Source organism: Rhizobium leguminosarum, from assembly GCF_010668065.1.
GTDB classification, from domain to species: domain Bacteria; phylum Pseudomonadota; class Alphaproteobacteria; order Rhizobiales; family Rhizobiaceae; genus Rhizobium; species Rhizobium leguminosarum_S.
Window position 1 is genome coordinate 418,985 of the sequence record NZ_WUEN01000004.1, and the last position, 19,187, is coordinate 438,171.

22 protein-coding genes are annotated in these 19,187 nt (G+C 58.6%); 14 read left to right on the top strand and 8 right to left on the bottom strand.

Annotated features, from left to right (window positions below; all coding sequences use genetic code 11):
• Nucleotides 1-13: 13 nt before the first annotated feature.
• Nucleotides 14-502: an anthrone oxygenase family protein gene (locus GR198_RS14185; RefSeq protein ID WP_164069140.1), complete on the bottom strand. Its 489-nt coding sequence runs from the start codon at nucleotides 500-502 to the stop codon at nucleotides 14-16.
• A gap of 90 nt (nucleotides 503-592) precedes the next feature.
• Between GR198_RS14185 and GR198_RS14190 the strand changes: the two genes are divergently transcribed.
• Nucleotides 593-1,192: a TetR/AcrR family transcriptional regulator gene (locus GR198_RS14190; protein ID WP_164069141.1), complete on the top strand. Its 600-nt coding sequence runs from the start codon at nucleotides 593-595 to the stop codon at nucleotides 1,190-1,192.
• A gap of 143 nt (nucleotides 1,193-1,335) precedes the next feature.
• Nucleotides 1,336-2,268, top strand: coding sequence for a hypothetical protein (locus GR198_RS14195; RefSeq protein ID WP_029870473.1), 933 nt, complete (start codon nucleotides 1,336-1,338; stop codon nucleotides 2,266-2,268).
• Nucleotides 2,269-2,327: 59 nt separating this feature from the next.
• On the opposite strand, the gene GR198_RS14200 is transcribed toward GR198_RS14195, so the two are convergent.
• The 5 genes from GR198_RS14200 to GR198_RS14220 form a co-directional block, all read right to left on the bottom strand.
• Nucleotides 2,328-2,771, bottom strand: coding sequence for an SRPBCC family protein (locus GR198_RS14200; protein ID WP_026157412.1), 444 nt, complete (start codon nucleotides 2,769-2,771; stop codon nucleotides 2,328-2,330).
• A 217-nt stretch (nucleotides 2,772-2,988) separates the two neighbouring features.
• On the bottom strand, nucleotides 2,989-3,402 hold the full coding sequence (locus tag GR198_RS14205) for a GFA family protein (protein WP_164069142.1): 414 nt from the start codon (nucleotides 3,400-3,402) through the stop codon (nucleotides 2,989-2,991).
• A 161-nt stretch (nucleotides 3,403-3,563) separates the two neighbouring features.
• Entirely contained in the window at nucleotides 3,564-4,256 is a 693-nt protein-coding gene (locus GR198_RS14210) for a type 1 glutamine amidotransferase domain-containing protein (protein ID WP_164069143.1), read from the bottom strand.
• A gap of 225 nt (nucleotides 4,257-4,481) precedes the next feature.
• On the bottom strand, nucleotides 4,482-4,781 hold the full coding sequence (locus GR198_RS14215) for a DUF6958 family protein (RefSeq protein WP_017994569.1): 300 nt from the start codon (nucleotides 4,779-4,781) through the stop codon (nucleotides 4,482-4,484).
• A complete protein-coding gene (locus tag GR198_RS14220; RefSeq protein WP_029870469.1) occupies nucleotides 4,774-5,313 on the bottom strand; it encodes a GFA family protein in 540 nt (179 codons plus the stop codon). The genes GR198_RS14215 and GR198_RS14220 overlap by 8 nt, the downstream gene beginning before the upstream one ends.
• Nucleotides 5,314-5,436: 123 nt before the next feature.
• On the opposite strand from GR198_RS14220, the gene GR198_RS14225 reads away from it, so the two are divergent.
• Both GR198_RS14225 and GR198_RS14230 read left to right on the top strand, forming a co-directional pair.
• Nucleotides 5,437-6,105 (top strand): TetR/AcrR family transcriptional regulator, encoded by a 669-nt coding sequence (locus GR198_RS14225; RefSeq protein ID WP_029870468.1) that lies wholly within the window; start codon nucleotides 5,437-5,439, stop codon nucleotides 6,103-6,105.
• Between the two features lie 225 nt (nucleotides 6,106-6,330).
• Nucleotides 6,331-6,828 (top strand): DUF4168 domain-containing protein, encoded by a 498-nt coding sequence (locus GR198_RS14230; protein ID WP_032983785.1) that lies wholly within the window; start codon nucleotides 6,331-6,333, stop codon nucleotides 6,826-6,828.
• 236 nt (nucleotides 6,829-7,064) lie between these two features.
• Here the strand turns inward: GR198_RS14230 and GR198_RS14235 are convergent, their stop codons facing one another.
• Complete coding sequence (locus GR198_RS14235; protein ID WP_003541014.1) at nucleotides 7,065-7,451, bottom strand: ectoine synthase; 387 nt, start codon at nucleotides 7,449-7,451, stop codon at nucleotides 7,065-7,067.
• Nucleotides 7,452-7,580: 129 nt separating this feature from the next.
• Between GR198_RS14235 and GR198_RS14240 the strand changes: the two genes are divergently transcribed.
• From GR198_RS14240 to GR198_RS14270, 7 genes are all read left to right on the top strand, one after another.
• Nucleotides 7,581-8,459, top strand: a complete 879-nt coding sequence (locus GR198_RS14240; protein ID WP_164022439.1) for a LysR substrate-binding domain-containing protein — start codon at nucleotides 7,581-7,583, stop codon at nucleotides 8,457-8,459.
• A 223-nt stretch (nucleotides 8,460-8,682) separates the two neighbouring features.
• Nucleotides 8,683-10,338 carry a putative bifunctional diguanylate cyclase/phosphodiesterase gene (locus GR198_RS14245; RefSeq protein WP_029870465.1) on the top strand — a complete coding sequence of 552 codons (1,656 nt, stop codon included), beginning with the start codon at nucleotides 8,683-8,685 and terminating at the stop codon, nucleotides 10,336-10,338.
• Between the two features lie 74 nt (nucleotides 10,339-10,412).
• A complete protein-coding gene (locus tag GR198_RS14250; protein WP_029870463.1) occupies nucleotides 10,413-10,922 on the top strand; it encodes a hypothetical protein in 510 nt (169 codons plus the stop codon).
• Nucleotides 10,919-12,091, top strand: coding sequence for a class I SAM-dependent methyltransferase (locus tag GR198_RS14255; RefSeq protein ID WP_029870462.1), 1,173 nt, complete (start codon nucleotides 10,919-10,921; stop codon nucleotides 12,089-12,091). The genes GR198_RS14250 and GR198_RS14255 overlap by 4 nt, the downstream gene beginning before the upstream one ends.
• On the top strand, nucleotides 12,088-14,451 hold the full coding sequence (locus tag GR198_RS14260; RefSeq protein WP_029870461.1) for a SpoIIE family protein phosphatase: 2,364 nt from the start codon (nucleotides 12,088-12,090) through the stop codon (nucleotides 14,449-14,451). The genes GR198_RS14255 and GR198_RS14260 overlap by 4 nt, the downstream gene beginning before the upstream one ends.
• A 3-nt stretch (nucleotides 14,452-14,454) precedes the next feature.
• Nucleotides 14,455-15,015, top strand: coding sequence for a slr1658 superfamily regulator (locus GR198_RS14265; protein ID WP_164022437.1), 561 nt, complete (start codon nucleotides 14,455-14,457; stop codon nucleotides 15,013-15,015).
• Between the two features lie 7 nt (nucleotides 15,016-15,022).
• Nucleotides 15,023-15,361: a slr1659 superfamily regulator gene (locus tag GR198_RS14270; RefSeq protein WP_017961073.1), complete on the top strand. Its 339-nt coding sequence runs from the start codon at nucleotides 15,023-15,025 to the stop codon at nucleotides 15,359-15,361.
• 161 nt (nucleotides 15,362-15,522) lie between these two features.
• Here the strand turns inward: GR198_RS14270 and GR198_RS14275 are convergent, their stop codons facing one another.
• Nucleotides 15,523-15,960 (bottom strand): Lrp/AsnC family transcriptional regulator, encoded by a 438-nt coding sequence (locus tag GR198_RS14275; RefSeq protein ID WP_018242678.1) that lies wholly within the window; start codon nucleotides 15,958-15,960, stop codon nucleotides 15,523-15,525.
• A gap of 139 nt (nucleotides 15,961-16,099) precedes the next feature.
• Between GR198_RS14275 and GR198_RS14280 the strand changes: the two genes are divergently transcribed.
• From GR198_RS14280 to GR198_RS14290, 3 genes are all read left to right on the top strand, one after another.
• Nucleotides 16,100-17,155 (top strand): ornithine cyclodeaminase, encoded by a 1,056-nt coding sequence (locus GR198_RS14280; protein WP_164069144.1) that lies wholly within the window; start codon nucleotides 16,100-16,102, stop codon nucleotides 17,153-17,155.
• 7 nt (nucleotides 17,156-17,162) lie between these two features.
• Nucleotides 17,163-18,095 (top strand): citrulline utilization hydrolase CtlX, encoded by a 933-nt coding sequence (ctlX, locus tag GR198_RS14285; protein WP_164069145.1) that lies wholly within the window; start codon nucleotides 17,163-17,165, stop codon nucleotides 18,093-18,095.
• A gap of 247 nt (nucleotides 18,096-18,342) precedes the next feature.
• Nucleotides 18,343-18,990 carry a hypothetical protein gene (locus GR198_RS14290; RefSeq protein WP_164022434.1) on the top strand — a complete coding sequence of 216 codons (648 nt, stop codon included), beginning with the start codon at nucleotides 18,343-18,345 and terminating at the stop codon, nucleotides 18,988-18,990.
• Nucleotides 18,991-19,187: the final 197 nt, after the last annotated feature.

Sequence of the window (19,187 nt, forward strand, 5' to 3'; positions counted from 1 at the left end):
AACCCCGAAGCCGTCATAGCCTTGACACTCCCAAAGCTGCAAAAGCCAGGGCTATTCCGGAAGCCAGCGCCCTCGCCTGGTTCCAGACCTGCCATCGCTGCGAATAGTCCCGCCAGATATCCCGCGCCGCCGCGATGTCGCCAGGAATGGCAGTCGCGGCCAGTGCCTCGTTCATCGGCACGTTGACCGTGAATGTGAGCATCAGCCCGAAAACCAGATAGACGGCCGCCGCCGCACCGAACCAGAAAGCCGCCGCTCCGCGGCCGCTGAAATACGCGGCTGCGGCAGTCAGCCCGAGAACGGCGGGCGTCAGGAAGAAGGCCGGGAAAAACACCGCGTTGCGGACCGAAGCATTCATCGCCTGCATGGCTGCGATCGCCACCCGCGGATCGGCCCGGTCGAGCCCCCACATCGTCGAACAGACCCAGGCGTAGAAGAAGCCGAAGATCGCGCCTGAGAAGACGACCGATGTTATCGACAGTCCCAGAACCGTGCTGCGCATCGCTTTTCTCCAAAGCCGTATTGTCTTGTACGCCTTTACGTAGACGTATAAGATTGTACGGTTATCGTCAAGACGATGTGAGTGGCCGGAATGCGGGAAGACACGAAGACCAGGCGTCAAGCCGAGATCGAGACGGCGGCTTACGAGCTTCTGAAGGACAGGGGCTACCGCAGCACGTCGATGCTCGATATCGCCAAGGCGGCGAACGCCTCCAATGAAACACTCTATCGCTGGTACGGCGACAAGAATGGCCTCTTCAAGATGATGGTCGAAAGCAATGCCAGGGCGACGAAAGCCGCGCTCGGTGCGGCGATAAGGGACGAGGCGGATCCCCTGGAAACCCTCGCGCATGTCGCGCCGATCCTGCTTTCGATGCTGCTCGGCGACAAGGCAATCTCCCTGAACCGGGCCGCCGCCGCCGACGAAAGCGGCGAACTGGGAGCGACGATCGCCGCCGCCGGCCGCGATAGCGTATTTCCGCTGATCGAGAAGGTGATCGGCCGCGGCCTTGAAACGGCAGCGTTGGCGGCGCCATCCGCAGGTGTGGCGGCCGAATGGTTCCTGAGCCTGCTGATCGGCGATCTGCAGATCAGGCGGGTGAACCGCACGCTGCCGGAACCGTCGGACGAGAATATCCGCGCCCGAGCCGCCGCCGCCATGAGCGCTTTCGGAAAGCTCTGCGGCGCATAGAGCAATCCCAGCAAAGTACTGTCACACCCTGCCCGCGTCGATCGATGCAGCCACCATTGATCGGCGACGCCTCCGCACTAGCTTCTGCTCGCGGCCGAGCGGCCGCGAGGGATACGATCTCTGGGTGAAGGCGGAGGGGCGACGTGGCATCCTATTCGATTGACGATGCGATCCGGGAACTTGCCCCGGCTCTCGGCAAGGCGCCGACGGGCGCGGTCAGCGGCGAATGGACCGCCACCACCATGCAGGCGGGGCATTCCTCCCGGACAGGCGGCTACCTCGATGCCGAGGGAAAGCATGTCCCGGAGGATTCCAGGCATCCGCTCGACATCATCGCAGATGTCGTCGAAAAGCTCGAAGCCTCAGAGGTGCCGCGTTTCAACAAGGTGGTGATCCGCTGGAAGAAGCCGAAATTTCCGTTCATGCAGGCGAAGATCACGCTCGAAACCAGTTATGACCAGACGATCGTGCCGCGCGGCCCCGACGACCCGATCTACGAGACCGCTGCCACTGCGCGGCGCGTCTTCTGGCAGAGCCGCGGCACGCTGCAGGAGAACTTCGCCGTCGAGCGCGGAACGGCCAACATTCACGCACAGACGAAATGGTTCGGCCCGCATCGCCGCATCCTCGTCATCCATGCACCGGGAAGGCTGTCACTTGCTACCGACGGGCTGTCGACCCCCTGGGCCGGTATATCCGAGCCGGAGAACGGCGTCGAATGCGAGCTTTTCATGGAATTCGACGCCGCGACACTGGATGCGGCCGGGATCGAAAACTGGGCGAACCTGTTGATCAACATCGGAGACCTCGTGGCAGACGGTTATCGTGTCGCCCGCGATGTCGAGAAGCACGGCGCCATCCTGTTCTGCCGGCTGACCGAGGATTACCACCCGATGACCCGCATCATGCTGAGCCGCGACCCCGGGCGCATCGACCGCCTGCCTTTCGGCTCAGTGCCGCTGATCCGGGCAACCCCGATCGCCGAAACCGAAGTCGAAGGCCAGGACCTTTCCGACGACTGGGGCGCTGCGGCCGCCCGCAACGCCCTGGCCAAACGCGGCATGGGGATTGATTGATGTCGCCGATGTCGGGCACCAATGCCGGGCGATTATCGTCCGGCCGGCACGGTCCTGCGCTATTCCTGGATGTCGGGCTCGACGACCTTGGCGAGGTTTCGCAGCGACTCCTGCCAGCCGAGATAGCAAGCCTCGGGCGGAATGACGTCAGGCACGCCTGCCTGCACGATATCCACCTCGGTGCCGACCGAAACCTTTTTCAGCGTCACGGTGACCTCCATTTCGCCGGGCAGGTTGGGGTCCTCGAATTTGTCGGTGTAGCGCAGACGTTCGCCCGGGACGAGCTCGAGATATTCGCCGCCGAAGGCATGGCTATTGCCCGTCGTGAAATTGCGGAAGGACATTCTGAACGTGCCGCCGACAACCGGCTCCGAATGATGCACGGTGCAGAGGAAGCCGTTCGGCGGAAGCCACTTGGCAAGCGCGTCCGGCTCCAGGAACGCGCGATAGACTTTCTCCGGGCTGGTCGCCAGAACGCGGTGCAGGCGTATGGTACTCGGCATGGTCATAATCCTTTTGAATGGATGGAATGGACGAACCTAGGACGGGTGAGGCTTGGCCGATCCGACACCGGATCGAACTTTTCTCCAAGAAAAATTGCTTAAAGCATGTCGCGCAAAACTGTGCTGCCGTTTTGCGATAACGATATGCGTGGAAACAAGACCTAAAGCGCAAGGAGCGAATCTGAAAGATTGCGACGCGCTTTAGGAGTATCGCGGCTCAACCGGGCATGCCATCGAACTGCGGAAGATCGAGCGGCCTTGCCCAGGCGAGCCGCCGCCTGGTGAACATTTCGACCCCCGGCTTGATCAGTTCCGGCCGGTCCAGGCTGCCGAGCGTCACGAAGACGAGGCCGGGGAAGCTCTCGAGGTTGCTGCTGAACAATCGGGCGCCGCAGTCGGGGCAAAAGTTGCGGTCGAGCTCCTTGCCTGAATCGGCGATGTAATGAAACGCTTTCGGACTGCCGCTGATTACGGTGAAATCATCCTGGGGTACGGCGAAGAACGTGGCGGCCTCGCCGCCCGTCGCCCTCTTGCAGTCCAGGCAATGGCAGTTGGCGACAAAGTTCGGGTCGATGTCGAAGGCAAATCTCACTGCGCCGCAGGCGCATTGCCCCGTATATTTCCTGGTCATGTCACGTGCCTCCCATCCCGTGTTCGAACGTTTGCGATTGGCTCTGCCTCGCCGTCGTGCCGCAGACGTCGTCGAGACGCGCCTGCGGCCGGGGTTGGCACAAGCCGAATGAGGAAATCTCGACCTCCCCGGGCAGCAATCGTTCCCAGGGGCTGAAGCGCTTAAGCCGCGGCCTGTTTTCTCAAGGCATCAAGCAGCGTCCTGGCGCCCTGTTTTGACGAGGCCGGGTTTTGGCCGGTGATCAGCAGGCCATCCTGGACGACATGCACGCCCCAATCCGCCGTCTTCGAAAACTTTGCGCCCTGCTCTTTCAGGACGTCCTCGAGCAGGTAGGGAACGACCTCGACCAAGTGCATGGCCTCTTCTTCGGAATCGGTGAATCCCGTGACGGCCCGGCCCTTGGCGATAGGCTTTCCATCCGGCGCCTTCACATTCGTCAGGATTCCCGGTGCGTGGCAAACGAGTGCCACAGGTTTTCCCGCCGCGAGCATATCCTCGATGAGCGACAGCGCGTTGCGGTCGTTCGTCAGGTCCCAAAGTGGGCCGTGCCCACCGGGGAAAAACACGCTGTCATAGTCCGCCTGCTTGATGTCGGACAGCCTCAGGGTGTTGGCGAGCGCAGCCGTTGCCGCCTGGTCCCGCTCGAACCGTCGCGTGTCTTCCGTCTGGAATGCTGGCTCGTTGCTCTTCGGATCGAGCGGAGGCTGGCCGCCCTTCGGCGAAGCGAGCGTGATCTCGACCCCGGCGCCACGGAAAACAAAGTAAGGGGCGGCGAGCTCCTCGAGCCAGAAGCCCGTCTTCCTGCCGGTGTTTCCCAGTTGATCATGCGATGTGAGAACCATGAGAATTTTCATTGCTCAGCTCCTTCAAGCCGGCCGGCGGACAACGCCGTCGGCACCCGGATTTACGGTGAAATACTGCCTGCAGATCTCATGCTGAAACGGGAGAGGAGATAGAGCGGCTGCGCTGTGAAACAAGCTCTCCCGCGCGGCGTTTGCTAGAATTACTTTAGCCAAAGCCGAACCAACAAACGGAGGTCGCCCGCGACATCCGTTCCCTGGGCTGAGCCGGCAGACGTCTCAAGGGCATTTGAAAAGCCTGACCGGCTTTCCCGGCCCGCGCTGGATGATGCGCTTGGCTTCCAGATCCAGTTGAACGGCCTTCAACCACCATCCGGCCTTAGCACCGTTGGGGAATTCGACCTCGGAGAGGTGCGGCAGGATGGCGATATTTGCCTCCGCCACAGTAAGTCCGGGCGCTTGTTCAGGCAGTGCAGCCAGCAGTGCGTGACGCATTGCCATGTATTTGGCCTTGTTGACCCGCTCCGTATGGTGCGGCGAGGTTATGCTTTCAATGAGGATTTTTTCGTCATCAGGCATCGATAGCTCCTTTGACAGTGATGTCGGGGACTTTGAAGCCCATCGCAATCCACGCGGTGAGAAGTCTGCCATAGAAGCCGGCCGTCGCCAGTGCGCCGGAAGGCACGTCATCGGGCACACTCGCGCGATCGGGCACATTCTGGGTCATCGTGCGCAATTGGAGGGGTGGAAGCTCGTCCTGCTTCCAGAGATTGCCGTAGAGGCTAAGCCAATGGCCGCCCTTGAACTCCAGAAAAATGGGCGTGTTGCAGCAGGACGCCAGAATACGTCGGGTTGACGCGTTGGGGCCGAGGCGGAATTCCCGCAGATTTTCGGTTCCGGCCAAAAGGCTGATCCGATCCTTCCGATAAAGCACGTAGCGCGTACCGCCATGGATCGTCCGGATCGCCTCCGGCATCGGAAGCGACTCCAGCCTGCCAGCCGCGTCACTACAACTCTTGCAGTGACATTCCGCGCTGATGATCGGGGCGCCGCGCACTTCGAGGTGAAAGGTTCCGCAAGCACAAGTCAGATGGGTTGTCTTGTTGTTCATGACATCGCTCGCTGTTGAGGATCGCTGGATAGTCGCAAAATCAAACTAGACCGTTTAGTTCCGTTATAAGAACTAGACGGTTCAGTTTGATCGTGTCAAGTAGGATTGGAGCGGAGATCGAAAATGTTGATACCGGGTATGGAAGCCGACTTGGCCCGTGGGCGGGCCGGTACTCGTTCGGAGCGCAAACAGGCGGCGATCGTCGGTGCCGCGGCCGAGGTCTTTCTGAGCACCGGTTACGCCGGAGCCAGCATGGACGAGATTGCCAGCCGCTCCGGCGTGTCCAAGCAGACGGTCTACAAGCACTTCTCCAGCAAGGAGGCGCTGTTCGTCGCGGTGCTCACCCAGATGATGGGAGAGGCAGATACCGCCGTTCACACCGGCCTCCCCCAGGTGGAGACCCGCGATCAGCTGGAAGCCTATCTCCTCGACTACGCCGTCCGCCAGCTCACCATCGTCCTGACGCCGGGGCTGATGCAATTGCGCCGCCTTGTGATTGCGGAGGCGCAACGTTTCCCCGAACTTGCCAAGCTGCTTTACGCGCGCGGCCCCGCACGGGCGCTCGAGGTCATGGGCAGCGCTTTCGAACAATTGGCCGGCAAGAAGCTGCTGCAGTTCTCCGATGCAACGGTCGCCGCATCACAATTCAACTGGCTGGTGATGGCCGATCCCGTCAATCGGGTCATGATGCTGGGCGATGCGGCCATTCCGACGAAGCAGCAGATTTACCGCCACGCCGAGGCGGCCGTCGCCACGTTCCTGGCGGCATTTCTACATCCGGAGAAGCGCTGAACGCCGTCGAAGGTCCGGGCATCACAGCGGCGGTGACTGGAATTTCCGCACGTCCAACAGGCCGGCGGTCACAAAGCCGCCGCTCAATCGTCAGCAAATCGCCCCGTTACCGCCGCACCGTGCCCTCTTAAAGGTTCCATCGTCGCGACCTCGCCCGGCCTTTGAGGGGCTGAGCGATCGACCGAGGCGGTCTTGCTGCCGATAAAATCATGCACTTGAAGAGGAATGAATATGATCACTCGTTACACATCTGTCGCAGCCGTGAGCGCGGCAGTCTTCAGTCTGCTTGCTTTCAGCCCGGCATCCGCTGTCGACATGGCCCAGGCGCAACAGCAGCCGGCACAAGCGCAGCCCCCGGCTCAGGCGCAGCCGCCGATGCAGGGACAGCCCGGCGGCAGCGGTGCGACGGCAGCCGTCAGCGATCAGAAAATCGAAGCCTTCGCCGTTGCCTATCTGCAGGTCGACAAGGTGAGACAGGAATATTCGGCCAAGATCGGCGCGACAAAGGACGAGGCTACCAAGCAACAGCTGCAGGAGGAGGCCAAGAAGCAGATGGTCGATACCGTCCAAGCTTCTCCCGACATCTCCGTCGAGGAATATTCGTCGATCCTGACGGCCGCGCAGAGCGACCCGGCTCTGGCCAAGAAGGTACTGGAAAAGATCGGCACGCCGCCGCCGGGCCAGCAGCAGCCACAGCAGGGCCAGCAGCAGCCGCAGCAATAGGCTGCGCGGGCGTAGTAAATCGCTCCGAATAGGCAGCGGACGTCTCGTCGTTCGCGCCGGCAGCAGTGCCCGCCATTTGCTGGGCCCTGCTTTCCATCTCGGCAGTCGACGAAGAGATCAGCTAGAACAGGATGATTTTAGGCCGGGTCGGCCTAAAATCATCCTGTTCTACATTCTATAGTGAGAGCATGAAGTCGTCCGAAAACCGCTCACACTTTTCGGCATCATGCTCTGGTTCAGTATTGCGACCCGCTCTTGTTGTTCAGGTCGTGCCGTTCGGTGCCAGTCAGGGGCGGGTTGAAGATGCTGACGAGAACGAGATCCTGATCCTTGCCACCGCGCAGATAATGCCGGTCGTGCTTGTCGAGCACGTAGATATCGCCAGCGCGGATTGGAAAGACGTTGCCGTCCATATCCTCCACTTCGCCCTCGCCCTTGATGCAGTAGCAGGCCTCCAGGTGATTGCGGTATTGAAGCAGGGCCTCGCTATTGGCGCGAACGACGGTATGGCACACCGTAAAGCCCATGCCGTCGTCTTTGGTCAGCAGGCGGTGGCTCGTGCCGTTGCCCCAGTCGACGAAACGCTCGGTGAGCTCTACCTCCTTAAGATTTCTGACGAACACGTCGATTCTCCTGATAATTTACGGAAGATGTAGCGATGATTCATTTTCATCGCCTGCTACAATTAGCTATTGAAATCACTGGCATTTTCAAATGATGATTTCTGCGTCATCTGTGAGGAAATTTTACAAATGCAATTGCCGCCGTTAAACGCTTTGCGCGCTTTCGAAGCCACGGCCCGCCTGATGAGCCTTTCGAAAGCCGGCGACGAGCTGCACGTCACGCATGCGGCGGTCAGCCATCAGATCAAGCATCTGGAAACCTGGCTCGGGCGCAAGCTGCTGCAGAAATCGGGCCGCGGCATTACGCTGACCGCAGCCGGCGGCGAATATTACCGGGCAGTCTCCGGATCGCTGGCGGCGATTGCACATGCGACCGGCAATATGCGACGCGACCACGACATGCGCGCCATCACCGTCGGCTGCATTCCCTCAATCGCATCGCGCTGGCTCGTTCCGGCCCTGCCCTCCTTCCAGGACAGCGCCCCCGATCTCGACGTCAGGATCGTCTATGCCCGCGCCGAAGAACGCTTCGACGACGAGAGCCTGGACGTGCTGATCACCATGGGCGAGGATCTGAGCGGCGGCAGGGAAAGCCGCCTGCTCTTCTCGCGCCGCAACCAGCCTGTCGCCAGCCGCCATTACCTCGCCAAACGCAACTGGACGATCGACGACGTCTCGCTCACCGGCGCCGACCTGCTGCACGACGAATCCGTCGACGGCTGGAAGGAATGGTTCCGCAAGGCCGGCCAGAAAGCGCCGGAGCCGCTTCGAGGCCCCATATTCCAGGATTTCAATATGCTGGCGACGGCCGTGATCGCCGGCCACGGCGTGGCGCTCTGCCCCGTCGAGGTGTTCCGCCGCGAGATCGAACGCGGCGATCTGTTGGTGCTTTCCGACATCGCGACGGCAGAGAACCAGGGCTATTACGTCATATCGAACAGCTGGGCGAAAAAGCCGGTCCGCCGCTTTATCGACTGGTTCATGACTGAGTGCGGATCGGGCGCGTGATATCCCCTGCCCGCAACTCATCGAAGGGTCGCCGCCGAGACGATGGATGTAAATGGGTCGCGGCAATAAAGACGTTGCATAAGCCCATCCGAGCGCGAGTTGGGCAGAAGTTGGGGATTGTTAATCAGAAATGCCTAATGTAAATCTTGGCGTGCACAAGTTGTGCGGGAGCTGATTTGCTACAATATCTGGTTATGACATGCGACTAGGGAGGGCCTCGGACATGCGGAAAATTCATGCGGCCCCCTCGGCGCTCGGACAAACAGAGCCAAAAACTTCGAGCTCGATCGACCGGCTTTTGTTCTTTGACCGCGATTTCAATCCCGTCGAGAATTTGCTGGGCAATGAGCTGCCTGCTTCTGTCAAACCAGCTGCGTCGTTTTGGGAGCATTTTCCAGAATTGGACAAATCGGCGATTACGCTCGCCCTCCGTTCATTGGGTGACAGTGCCCAGCCTTTGCAAATATCGGGGGATCTTGGCACGCCAGCGTCGCACGGACTGACGATCTATCGGATCGGAGATCTGTTTGCTGTGGTTCGGTCCGAGGAATCTGCCGACGATGAGCGCGCAACCCTTCTGCATCTGGCCACCCACGATCCGCTCACTGGATTGCCGAACCGACGCCAGTTCAGCGAGGACCTCGCTGTGTTGTTACGGGAGGCCGCAGGCTCGAACGAGACTCTGTCCCTGATGCAACTCGATCTTGACGATTTCAAACCCGTTAACGACACGCTTGGGCATCCGGCCGGCGACAAGCTTCTTCAGCTCGCTGCAAGCCGCATTCAAGAGTGCCTTACCAGGGACGACAGAGCCTATCGACTGGCGGGTGACGAATTCACCGTCATATCAAGGGGCCCCGGACATCCCGCCAAAGGGCATCGGCTAGCGGAAGCTTTGGTTGATGCATTCAAAAAGCCCTTCACGATAGATGGCATCGCACTATTTGTCGGTGCCAGCATCGGCATATCTGCTGCTCCACCGGACGGTACGACTCCGGAGCAGCTGATGAAGGCGTCCGACGTCGCACTCTACGCCGCGAAAAAGGACGGGCGCGGTCGCGCAAGACCGTTTGATCCGTCAATGCTTGAGTTGCTGGAACAACGCGAACTGCTGCGCCGCAGCCTTCGCATGGCCTTGGTCCAAGAACAATTCTCTATTGAGTACCAACCCATCGCCGAGGGCGGCAGCATTGTCGGCTTCGAAGCATTGCTCAGATGGAACCACCCTCTACTTGGAAAAATCCCACCAACGGCATTTATTCCGATGGCCGAGGCCGATGGAATGATGCCGGAAATAGGTGCATGGGTTTTGGAGCAGGCATGTCGCGAGGCCATGAAGTGGCCGCAGAACTACATCGTCGCTGTCAATTTGTCCGCGGCTGAATTCTTGACAAGCGGCCTTACCGATCGGGTATCCCAAACGCTAGACTTGATCGGGTTGCCGCCCGACCGTCTGGAGCTTGAGATAACCGAAAGTGTGCTCCTTGAGCGGACCGTCAACAATATCGACACACTGAATACGCTCAACGTGCTAGGGATACGAATCTCGCTTGATGATTTCGGGACAGAATATTCTTCGCTGAGCTATCTGAAGACATTCCCGTTCGACACGATCAAAATCGACAAATACTTTATCACCGACCTCGAAAGCGATCTGAAAGGCCAGGCAATCGTCCGCTGCATCGTTAACCTCGCACATGACCTCGACATGCAGGTGACAGCCGAAGGGGTAGAGACGCCGGGTCAGGCGGAATGGTTGCGCAGCGTGGGCTGCGACAGACTTCAAGGCTATTTGATTAGCAGGCCGCTTCCGGTCGAGGCGATTGGCGAGTTCATCACCCGGGCGGAAACATCCGTAAGCCCCGCGCTACCACAGTGAACAACCGATTTTCGCCGTGCCTTTAGCTATCGCATGCATCAACCTGACGCCCAGGCAAAAGAAGGGAGGCTGTATTGGAACAGGAAGCAGCTAGCTTCGATGACCATGCATTTGCGCCGATGGTATCGCTGGAACTGGACGTTGCGATGTTCAAATCTCAATGGCAGTTTTGCGACGGAATTACCGAATATCTCTCAGACATTCTCGGCCAAGGTCACAGCGATCCCGCTCGATATTCGAATTTTCTTTCCGTCGCGACGAACGAGTTCATCGAACTTGCTTTCCGTTCGACGAGCGAGTTGGGAAGGATAAGGTTCAGTCTCTACCGGAATGCGACATTCAATCGGCTGAGAATTGCGTTTCCTTGCGAGGAAGCATTTGGTCGAAAGCACATGGATGCGAGAGCAAGCGAACACCAGCCTGTCCCAGGCGCCGGCTCTGGATTCGTGGTCACGAAGCCCGATGGGACGGTTTTGCTCAGAGATTTAGCAGCAATATTCCGCGCCACGATCCGAATTGAGCAAGAAGGCGGACAAGGGATTCAAATCATTGCGGATTTCCCCTCGATCGAGGACTTCCGATGAGCCTGCTTCCCCTACCCTTCACTGTTCACTTTGATCCGACAAATCAGGAGTTGTTGCTGTCTGGCAAGATGCGGCCTGAAACCTCCGCCGAAATTGCCGATGCCCTCAAGCTGGTGCAGCAAAGTTTGGAAAAATACAGTGGGGTCGTCTACGTCAATGTCAAACGTCTGACGCACATCAACATGACTGCCTTCGCGGCCCTGGCCGATGTACTCACGGCAAGTTGCCGGACCAAGCCGGAACGGAAGATCGTCATCATTACATCGAGCGTCGTGGCATGGTCGACCTCATTGTTCGAAACGCTGGCGGCATCACAACCAAGCCTGTCGGTTGAAGTCTACGATTCGGCATTCTACCCGGGCCAGAGCTTTGTTGAGGATGAGACTTTCATTCCCATTCTGCGCACCCAGACGAAAATGACATGGAGGCACGAACGCGAACTGTTGCCTCGCCACGGCCTGCGCAGCGGTCTTGTCATAGCGGATATCTGTTGCGGAATTGGTGATTTCGCCGCCTTGGTTCAACGGGAATTCAAACCGGCACGCCTTGTCGCGCTGGATCATTCCGTGCGCAGCCTCGAATATGCTCGCAGGGTCGCGGCCGACTTCGATCTGCAGGGAATCGAGTACACCTATGGTGACGCTTCCCAAATGCTGCTGCGAGATAATCAATTTGACTTTGTGACCTGCCGACATTCGCTGCAGATTTTCAACCGTCCCGAGATGCTGCTGCGGGAGCTTTACCGCATCTGCAAGCCTGGCGGCCGTGTTTACATCACGAACGAAAAAAACTCGCATTGTCTGGGCGAGCCACATGCTGAATCCATAAAATGGACGTACGAAGAAGTCGCCAAACTGTTCAGGCACTTCGATATGGATGTCGAGATGGGGCCGAAAAGCCGCCACCTCCTCGCCGACGCGGGGTTCGATAACATCAAGGTCGATTCCTTTATGGTCACGAATCTTGACGGGGATCCCCAGGACTTCGCAGACGTCATCGAAGCTTGGGAAAATGTCTACGCGGGTGAGATGGCCGTTCGGCGGGGTGACTCATCAGATTTCATTCGCAGGTTCCGGCAGGGATTCAAAGATCATGTCTTTGCTGCTCTTCACCCCAAGGGTTATGCAGGCTGGCCGATCTGGGCAGCTTCCGGCCGAAAGCCACTGTGATGGACAGAAGCTCATCGAAAAGACCGGCAAGGCTAGGTTCGTTTCGGGCAAAGTTCATCTTGGTTGTCGGTGGAGCTGTCCTTTTTGATCTGCTGGTCAGCGGCGGACTAGCACTTTGGAATGTTCAGAGGCTGTCGCGCGACGCCACCCTCGAAGTCGGACAGGGTCTGGAAGCAGCAAGCCAGGAATACATCCGCACATATGCCGATTCCACCGCAGCACAGGTGAGTTTGCTTCTGCGGCAGGTTCATAGCGACGTCGGCACCCTGGCAGGTGTGCTCCAGGCGCAAATCGACGATCCCGAGCGTAATTCCGATGTCGGCGCGGCGATCGCGCGCACATCGCCTGGTAGCGTCAGCCTTGTTTACGACGAGAAGGGAAAATGGTCTCAGAACCTGCCCGGCTCCGCTTCGGTTGTGAGCGTCTGGGGTTACTTGCTCGGACCTGACCATCGGCCGAAACCCGACATCCAGCGCGATCTAGAGACGAGCGCGGTTCTCGACATCGTTGCGCCGAGCCTGCTGCAGCACGGCGCTTCCAAGCTGCAGATGTACTACATCGGACCGAAAGAACGGCCAATCTTCAGGACGGCGCCTTACACCGACCAGGCTCAGACCTTCGATCGCCTTTATTCGGGGCACAACGAAGCCGATTTCTGGGACTTCTTTTTCCCCGGGCTTTACGAGTCCTGGCAGAGCTGGGCCAAGGACGCGAAAACGCGGCCGGTCGCCGACGATATCACGCAGACCGCTCCATATACCGATGCCATTACCGGAAAGCTGATCGTCAGTTTCTTTCATCCATTGTGGACAGCCGACCGGCAGGATGTCGCCGGGACGGCTGGCGCGGACATCACACTCGACCAGCTCGCGCAGATTGTTGAGAATGTGAAAGTGGCCCAGTCCGGCTTTGGATTTCTCGCAATGTCCGACGGAAACGTTGTGGCGATCAACAGCACAGGAGAAAAAACCCTCGGTCTGCGTTCTGCGAGCGATGCGAGCGGAGCCAGCGCCTTGACCGGCCTGGAGCGCTCCCTGAAGGGAAGCTCCCAGCCTGCGATAGCAAAACTGGCCCTTGATCGTGAACTGGGCATCCAACATTTGTTGTTGCAGCAGGAGGGAAACGAGGTCCCCTATATCGTTATCGTCAAGAAACTCCCCGCGACCAATCTCTGGTCCAGCGGCCCGGTTCGGCAAGAGGCGATGTCTCTTGGAGTGGTTGTGCCTGAACGAGAAATCCAGGCCTCCCTCTATGCGGCCCAGGCCAAAATTTCGGAAGCTACCAACCGGATCGTGATCTACCAAATCCTGGCGATCCTAATGTCACTGCTTGTTGTGGCTATAGCAGTAATTGCGGCTTCGAAACGAATAACGAGCGGAATCAGTGCACTTGCAGATGCCGCCAAACGGATTCAGGCGAAGGATTATTCGGTCAGGGTGGCCATAACAACCAAAGATGAGGTCGGCGAGGCTGGTGAAGCATTCAACCGGATGGCCGAACAGATCAGCTATCATACGGAAAATCTCGAGCAGCTTGTCGAAGAGCGAACAGCTCAAATCGAAGATGCAAAGGAAGAGATTTCGACGCTGAACGCACAGCTCCAGCGAGAAAATCGACGTCTCGGAACGGAACTCGCCGTCGCCGAGAGAATCCAGCTCATGGTTCTTCCGCTGCACCAGGAGCTTGAGGAGTTTCAGGCCCTTGAGATCGCAGCCTATATGAGACCTGCAGAAGAAGTCGGCGGCGATTATTACGACGTATTGAAGAGCGGAAATCGGTTGAAGATTGGCATCGGCGACGTCACCGGACACGGGCTCGAAAGCGGCGTGCTGATGTTGATGGTTCAGTCCGTCGCCCGCGCCCTGCAGGAAGCAGGAAACACCGATGCCGTCAAATTTCTCACAGACCTGAACAGCGCCCTATTTAAAAACATAGTGAGAACCAAAATCGATAAGCACCTCACTCTGGCGTTTCTTGACTACGACGGCAAAGAGATGATCCTGTCGGGACAACACGAGGAAGTTGTCGTCGTGCGGGCGAACGGCGAGGTCGAGCGCATAGACACCATGGATCTGGGTATACCGATCGGGCTGGAAGCCGATATTTCTGCCTTCATTAAAACCCGTGAAATAAGCTTCGAGACGGGCGACCTCATACTCCTGCATACGGACGGCGTAACAGAAGCCGAAAACGACGCTGGAGAACTCTTTGGCATCGAACGTCTATCCCGCGAAGCACTGCGCTTGAAGGACCAGAGCGCTGAGAAAGTCGTTGCCGGAATTATAGCGACATTAATGCTCTTCATCGGATCGCAGAAGATTTACGACGACATCACGCTTCTCGCAGTGCGGCATAGGTGAGACATGACGCCAACGGTATATGGTATCGAATCTCTGGCGGGCATAAGCCTGGATTCAAGCACTCGCCTCACGTTAAGCGACGGACCGCTTCAGCTTGGATGGAAGCACTCAGGAATGACTTCCGACTTTATAGCGGAGGTCATGGCTCTGCCCTATTCACGTTCAAGAAAAGACTATGTGCAGGCGCATCATGACATCGGATATCTCAGCAATGAGCTGATCGAAAATGCCGTTAAGTTTCGACAACCTGGGGAGATCCTCATTGAAGCCGGCATATTCGACGGTACTTTTTTAATAAGGGTGAAGAACACGATCGATGGCGTGACATCGTCTCGCTTTCAGCAGCTGCTGCATCGCCTTCAATCGAGAGACCCCGGCGAACTTCTTCTTGAGCAAATCGAAACCAATGCCATATCGGCAGAAAGCGGTTCGGGCTTGGGGTTGCTCACCCTTCTGAGCGATTACGATGCAAAAATGGCATGGGCATTCGAAGGGAATAATGACCAGCGTGTCATACTGACGACGACTGCAGCCGTGGCGATGCCGCCCTCCTCCAATCCGTGAGCGAAGAATGGAAATCAGCGACGAAAACTTCCGCGTATGGGCCGAGAAAAACGAGGTCTATTTCGATGGCGTATTCCGGCTGGCGGGACCGGACGCCTATGCGCCCATTTACTCATTGATATCAGGATTGCTCCATGAGGGGCACAAACAGGTGACGTTCAACCTGACGGGTCTCGAGTTCCTGAATTCCTCTGGCATAAATCTCCTGGCCAAGCTGACGATTGAAGCCAGAAAGATGGGCGACCTCCTGCTCGTCGTCAAAGGCACTAGCCAATATCCTTGGCAAGCAAAATCGCTGCCGAATCTCAAGAAGTTACACCCGCTTGTCGATTTGCGCTTGGCGTAATTCTCTTTCGGGGAAGAGCCAATTTACGCCTCGACGCGCCATCATAAATCGAAGCCAACGCCGACAGCCGCCGAATTTGAGCAGCGCCCTTCGGTTCCTTCGCCAGTCCCCGCAGCGCCGGCCCGTCGTGATGGCGCTCCGCGGACCACGCTTGGCAGCCCTCAGACGCTGCTGAGGAGGAGACTGGTCTCGCTGTTTGCGACACCGTCGATCATCCGCACCTCGCGTAGAACCCGGTCGAAGTCGGCAAGGCTTGCGGCCCGGATATCGGCGACGAGATCCCAATTGCCGTTGGTCGTGTGCAGCGCCGAAATTTCCGTCAGGCCGCGCAGCTTTCGGATGACCTGGGTCGTCGACTTGCCGACGACCTCGACCATCATCACGGCACGCACGGCGTTGACGTCGTAGTCCTCCCGCACCCGGACGGTGAAGCCGAGCAGCGTACCCGTCTCCATCAGGCGATCCAGCCGGTTCTGAACTGTGCCGCGTGCGACACCGAGTGCATCGGAAAGCTTGCTCAAGGAAGCGCGCCCATCGGCGCGGAGGTGAGCGATAATCCGGCGATCCAGATCGTCGGGTGCGTATTTCGCGATAGTCATATTGCCTCCCTTGTAAATTCGCGCAAATGAGCTGAACGAATTGCACAATTTGCTGGCAGAATTAGCACAGATTTGAGCTTTCGGCCAACATGCAGGACGGCTAGCCTTCCTCCTCGAGCATATGCAGGAGGAACTCAGCATGTCGTCGCCCCTTCCATCGGAAAAAGCTCTCGTACCCTTCGTCAGCGTCGAGAACATGATGCGTCTTGTCCACCACATCGGCATCGAAACCGTTTTGACCGAACTTACCGACGTCATCGAGGCGGATTTCCGCCGCTGGGGATCGTTCGACAAAACCCCGCGCGTTGCCTCTCACTCCGGCGAGGGTGTGATCGAGCTGATGCCGACCTCGGACGGCGAAATCTACAGCTTCAAATATGTGAACGGCCATCCGAAGAACATGGCGCAAGGCCTGCAGACCGTGACGGCTTTCGGCCTCCTGGCGGAAGTTTCGACCGGCTATCCGGTGCTGCTCACCGAAATGACCCTGCTGACAGCGCTTCGAACCGCCGCGACCTCAGCCATGGCCGCGCGGCACCTCGCACCAAAGGGCGCCCGCACCATGGCCATGATCGGCAACGGCGCCCAGGCGGAATTCCAGGCGCTTGCCATGAAAGCCGTCTGCGGCATCGATCACATCAGGCTCTACGACATCGATCCGCTGGCGACGGAAAAGATGGTCCGCAACCTTGCAGGAACGGGGTTGACGGTGACCGCCTGCAGCTCGTCCCAATCGGCGATCGAAAACGCCGAGATCATTACGACCTGCACCGCCGACAAGCAGTACGCGACGATCCTGACCGACAACATGGTCGGCGCTGGCGTCCACATCAATGCCATCGGCGGCGACTGCCCAGGCAAGACCGAGCTGCACCACGACATCCTGTTGCGCGCCGACACCTTTGTCGAATATCCGCCACAGACCCGCATCGAGGGCGAAATCCAGCAGATGGATGCCGACTATCCCGTCACCGAATTCTGGCAGGTCGTAACGGGACAGGCGACCGGCCGCCGCGATGCCAGCCAGATCACCCTGTTCGACAGCGTCGGTTTCGCGATCGAGGATTTTTCCGCTCTTCGTTACGTCCGTGACAGGCTCAAGGGGACCGGGCTTTACCAGGACCTCGATATCATCGCCGATCCGGACGATCCGCGCGACCTGTTCGGCATGTTGCAGCGAGCAAAGCAGGCATAGGAGCGCGATGATGCCAAGACACGTCACATATTCCGTCCAGGCGCCCCCTGCAGTCGTCATGGTCCGGCCGCACCACTTCACCGTGAATACCGAGACCGCCATCGACAACCTGTTCCAGTCCAGCCCGGATGCGACGGAAAACCTTTCCTTGGCGGCCTATGAGGAAATCACCCGGGCCGCCGATGTGCTCAGAAGCCATGGCGTGAACGTGCATCTCTTCGACGACGCCGGTACCGAGACACCGGATTCGGTCTTTCCCAACAACTGGTTTTCCACCCATGCCGGCGGGCATGTGGCGATCTATCCGATGAAGGCCGTCAGTCGCCGGCGCGAGCGGCGCAGTGACGTCCTCGAAATGCTGAAGAGCCAGTATCGGGTGCAGGAGGTGATCGACTATTCCGGCCTCGAGCCGGACGGACTGTTTCTCGAGGGCACCGGCGCCATGGTTCTCGATCACATCGACCGGGTGGCCTATGCCGTCCGCTCAGACCGCACCGATCCGATCGCGCTGGAACGCTTCTCGACCCACTTCAACTTCGAGCCGATGGTATTCGACGCGCGGGATGGAAACGGCGTCGCCATTTATCATACCATTGTCCTGATGTGCATCGCCACCGACTTCGCCATGATTGGACTGGAGATGATGACCGATGCGGCAAGACGGCGGGAGGTCGTTCTAAGACTGGAGCGCTCCGGCCGCGGCGTGATCGCACTTACCAACGATCAGATCGCCTCTTTCGCCGGCAATGCTCTCGAACTCCAGGGAAAGGCGGGGCGGATCCTTGCGCTCTCGACCACGGCGCTTGCATCGTTGAACCGGGATCAACGCGACACGATCGAAGAAAGCGCCGAACTGGTCGCGCTTGATATCCCTACCATCGAGCGCGCCGGTGGATCGGTCCGCTGCACGCTCGCAGGCATCCATCTGACGCCACGATGATTGCGTGACGACGCCAAATCGAGGAAGCCCCTTTCTCAGGCCGACCGGAAAACCCTGAGCGGCAGCGAGCGCAACCGATGGCCTCTGGGCTAAGAAGGAATCATTAAGCATTTCAGGCCGTCTAAGACCATTGCCGGGGCCGACATCGGACCTCGGTCCGATGTGCAACGCGCGATCACCGTCTAACCTCTCATATCTGTTCAAGCCGTGCATCTGCACGGCTCTTGATCCGACTTGGAGGAAAACAATGCGGATAGCAACCTTAGCGTCCTTGGCTGCGCTTTCGCTGGCTCTTGCAGCAAGCCCGGCAACGATTGCCGGAATCGACATGACCGCACAGGCAAAGAGCGGTGGAAACGGTGGCGGCAACGGTGGGGGCAATGGCGGCGGTCACGGCGGCGGCAGTGGAAACAGCGGCAACCATGGCAGCAGCAGCCAGGGTAGCGGTTCAACCCATGGCAACTCCAAATCTCAAGGCGTGAAAGGCAAGTCCAGCGAGGCGGCAAGCAAGTCCAAGTCCGTCAAGGCAGACGAGACCAAAGTCAGCACGAAAGAAAAGAACCTGTCGGCGCAACTTGCGGGCCTGAACTCCTTGAAGCGAAACTACAAGGCGTTGATGCATACGTCGGACCCACGCATGACGGCCATCGCGGCCTATGCCGTGGCTTATGCCCAGTATGAACTCGACAATGGAATCGAGCCCGCGGCCGATGACCCTCTGTTAGGGGACGAGGCGCTGGAGGACGCATTGGCTGCCGCAACGAAAACCGGTGAAGTCAGTCCGGCGGTTCTGGATAAGGCCAAAACTATCCTCGGGGTTGGCGACGCAAACGGGAAGATCGATCAAATCCGCACTTCTCTGGAGAACGCTGCGCCGGCGACATCAGACGAATAGCCGATAAATCAGTTGCGAGCGGTGTGGAGCTGACAAGTATGGCTCCGCACTAAACTACGAAGAGCATCTCCGTTTTGTTTGAGTATGGAGATGCTCTTTTTTTGCATATTTTCGAACGCAAACCGCTGCGCAGCCAGCGAGGCCCGATTAGAAGCCCCCGCTAAGTCGCTGTTCTTTGGAACGATCGGCACGCTTGT

Excerpts from the sequence above, each read along its gene's own strand:
- GR198_RS14220 (WP_029870469.1), bottom strand. The coding sequence starts at position 5,313 with ATGAACAACAAGACAACCCATCTGACTTGTGCTTGCGGAACCTTTCAC.
- GR198_RS14275 (WP_018242678.1), bottom strand. The coding sequence starts at position 15,960 with ATGACTATCGCGAAATACGCACCCGACGATCTGGATCGCCGGATTATC.
- GR198_RS14255 (WP_029870462.1), top strand. The coding sequence starts at position 10,919 with ATGAGCCTGCTTCCCCTACCCTTCACTGTTCACTTTGATCCGACAAAT.
- GR198_RS14290 (WP_164022434.1), top strand. The coding sequence starts at position 18,343 with ATGCGGATAGCAACCTTAGCGTCCTTGGCTGCGCTTTCGCTGGCTCTT.
- GR198_RS14240 (WP_164022439.1), top strand. The coding sequence starts at position 7,581 with ATGCAATTGCCGCCGTTAAACGCTTTGCGCGCTTTCGAAGCCACGGCC.
- GR198_RS14280 (WP_164069144.1), top strand. The coding sequence starts at position 16,100 with ATGTCGTCGCCCCTTCCATCGGAAAAAGCTCTCGTACCCTTCGTCAGC.
- GR198_RS14200 (WP_026157412.1), bottom strand. The coding sequence starts at position 2,771 with ATGCCGAGTACCATACGCCTGCACCGCGTTCTGGCGACCAGCCCGGAG.
- ctlX (WP_164069145.1), top strand. The coding sequence starts at position 17,163 with ATGATGCCAAGACACGTCACATATTCCGTCCAGGCGCCCCCTGCAGTC.
- GR198_RS14245 (WP_029870465.1), top strand. The coding sequence starts at position 8,683 with ATGCGGAAAATTCATGCGGCCCCCTCGGCGCTCGGACAAACAGAGCCA.
- GR198_RS14230 (WP_032983785.1), top strand. The coding sequence starts at position 6,331 with ATGAATATGATCACTCGTTACACATCTGTCGCAGCCGTGAGCGCGGCA.
- GR198_RS14185 (WP_164069140.1), bottom strand. The coding sequence starts at position 502 with ATGCGCAGCACGGTTCTGGGACTGTCGATAACATCGGTCGTCTTCTCA.
- GR198_RS14265 (WP_164022437.1), top strand. The coding sequence starts at position 14,455 with ATGACGCCAACGGTATATGGTATCGAATCTCTGGCGGGCATAAGCCTG.
- GR198_RS14210 (WP_164069143.1), bottom strand. The coding sequence starts at position 4,256 with ATGAAAATTCTCATGGTTCTCACATCGCATGATCAACTGGGAAACACC.
- GR198_RS14190 (WP_164069141.1), top strand. The coding sequence starts at position 593 with ATGCGGGAAGACACGAAGACCAGGCGTCAAGCCGAGATCGAGACGGCG.
- GR198_RS14225 (WP_029870468.1), top strand. The coding sequence starts at position 5,437 with ATGTTGATACCGGGTATGGAAGCCGACTTGGCCCGTGGGCGGGCCGGT.
- GR198_RS14270 (WP_017961073.1), top strand. The coding sequence starts at position 15,023 with ATGGAAATCAGCGACGAAAACTTCCGCGTATGGGCCGAGAAAAACGAG.
- GR198_RS14215 (WP_017994569.1), bottom strand. The coding sequence starts at position 4,781 with ATGCCTGATGACGAAAAAATCCTCATTGAAAGCATAACCTCGCCGCAC.
- GR198_RS14205 (WP_164069142.1), bottom strand. The coding sequence starts at position 3,402 with ATGACCAGGAAATATACGGGGCAATGCGCCTGCGGCGCAGTGAGATTT.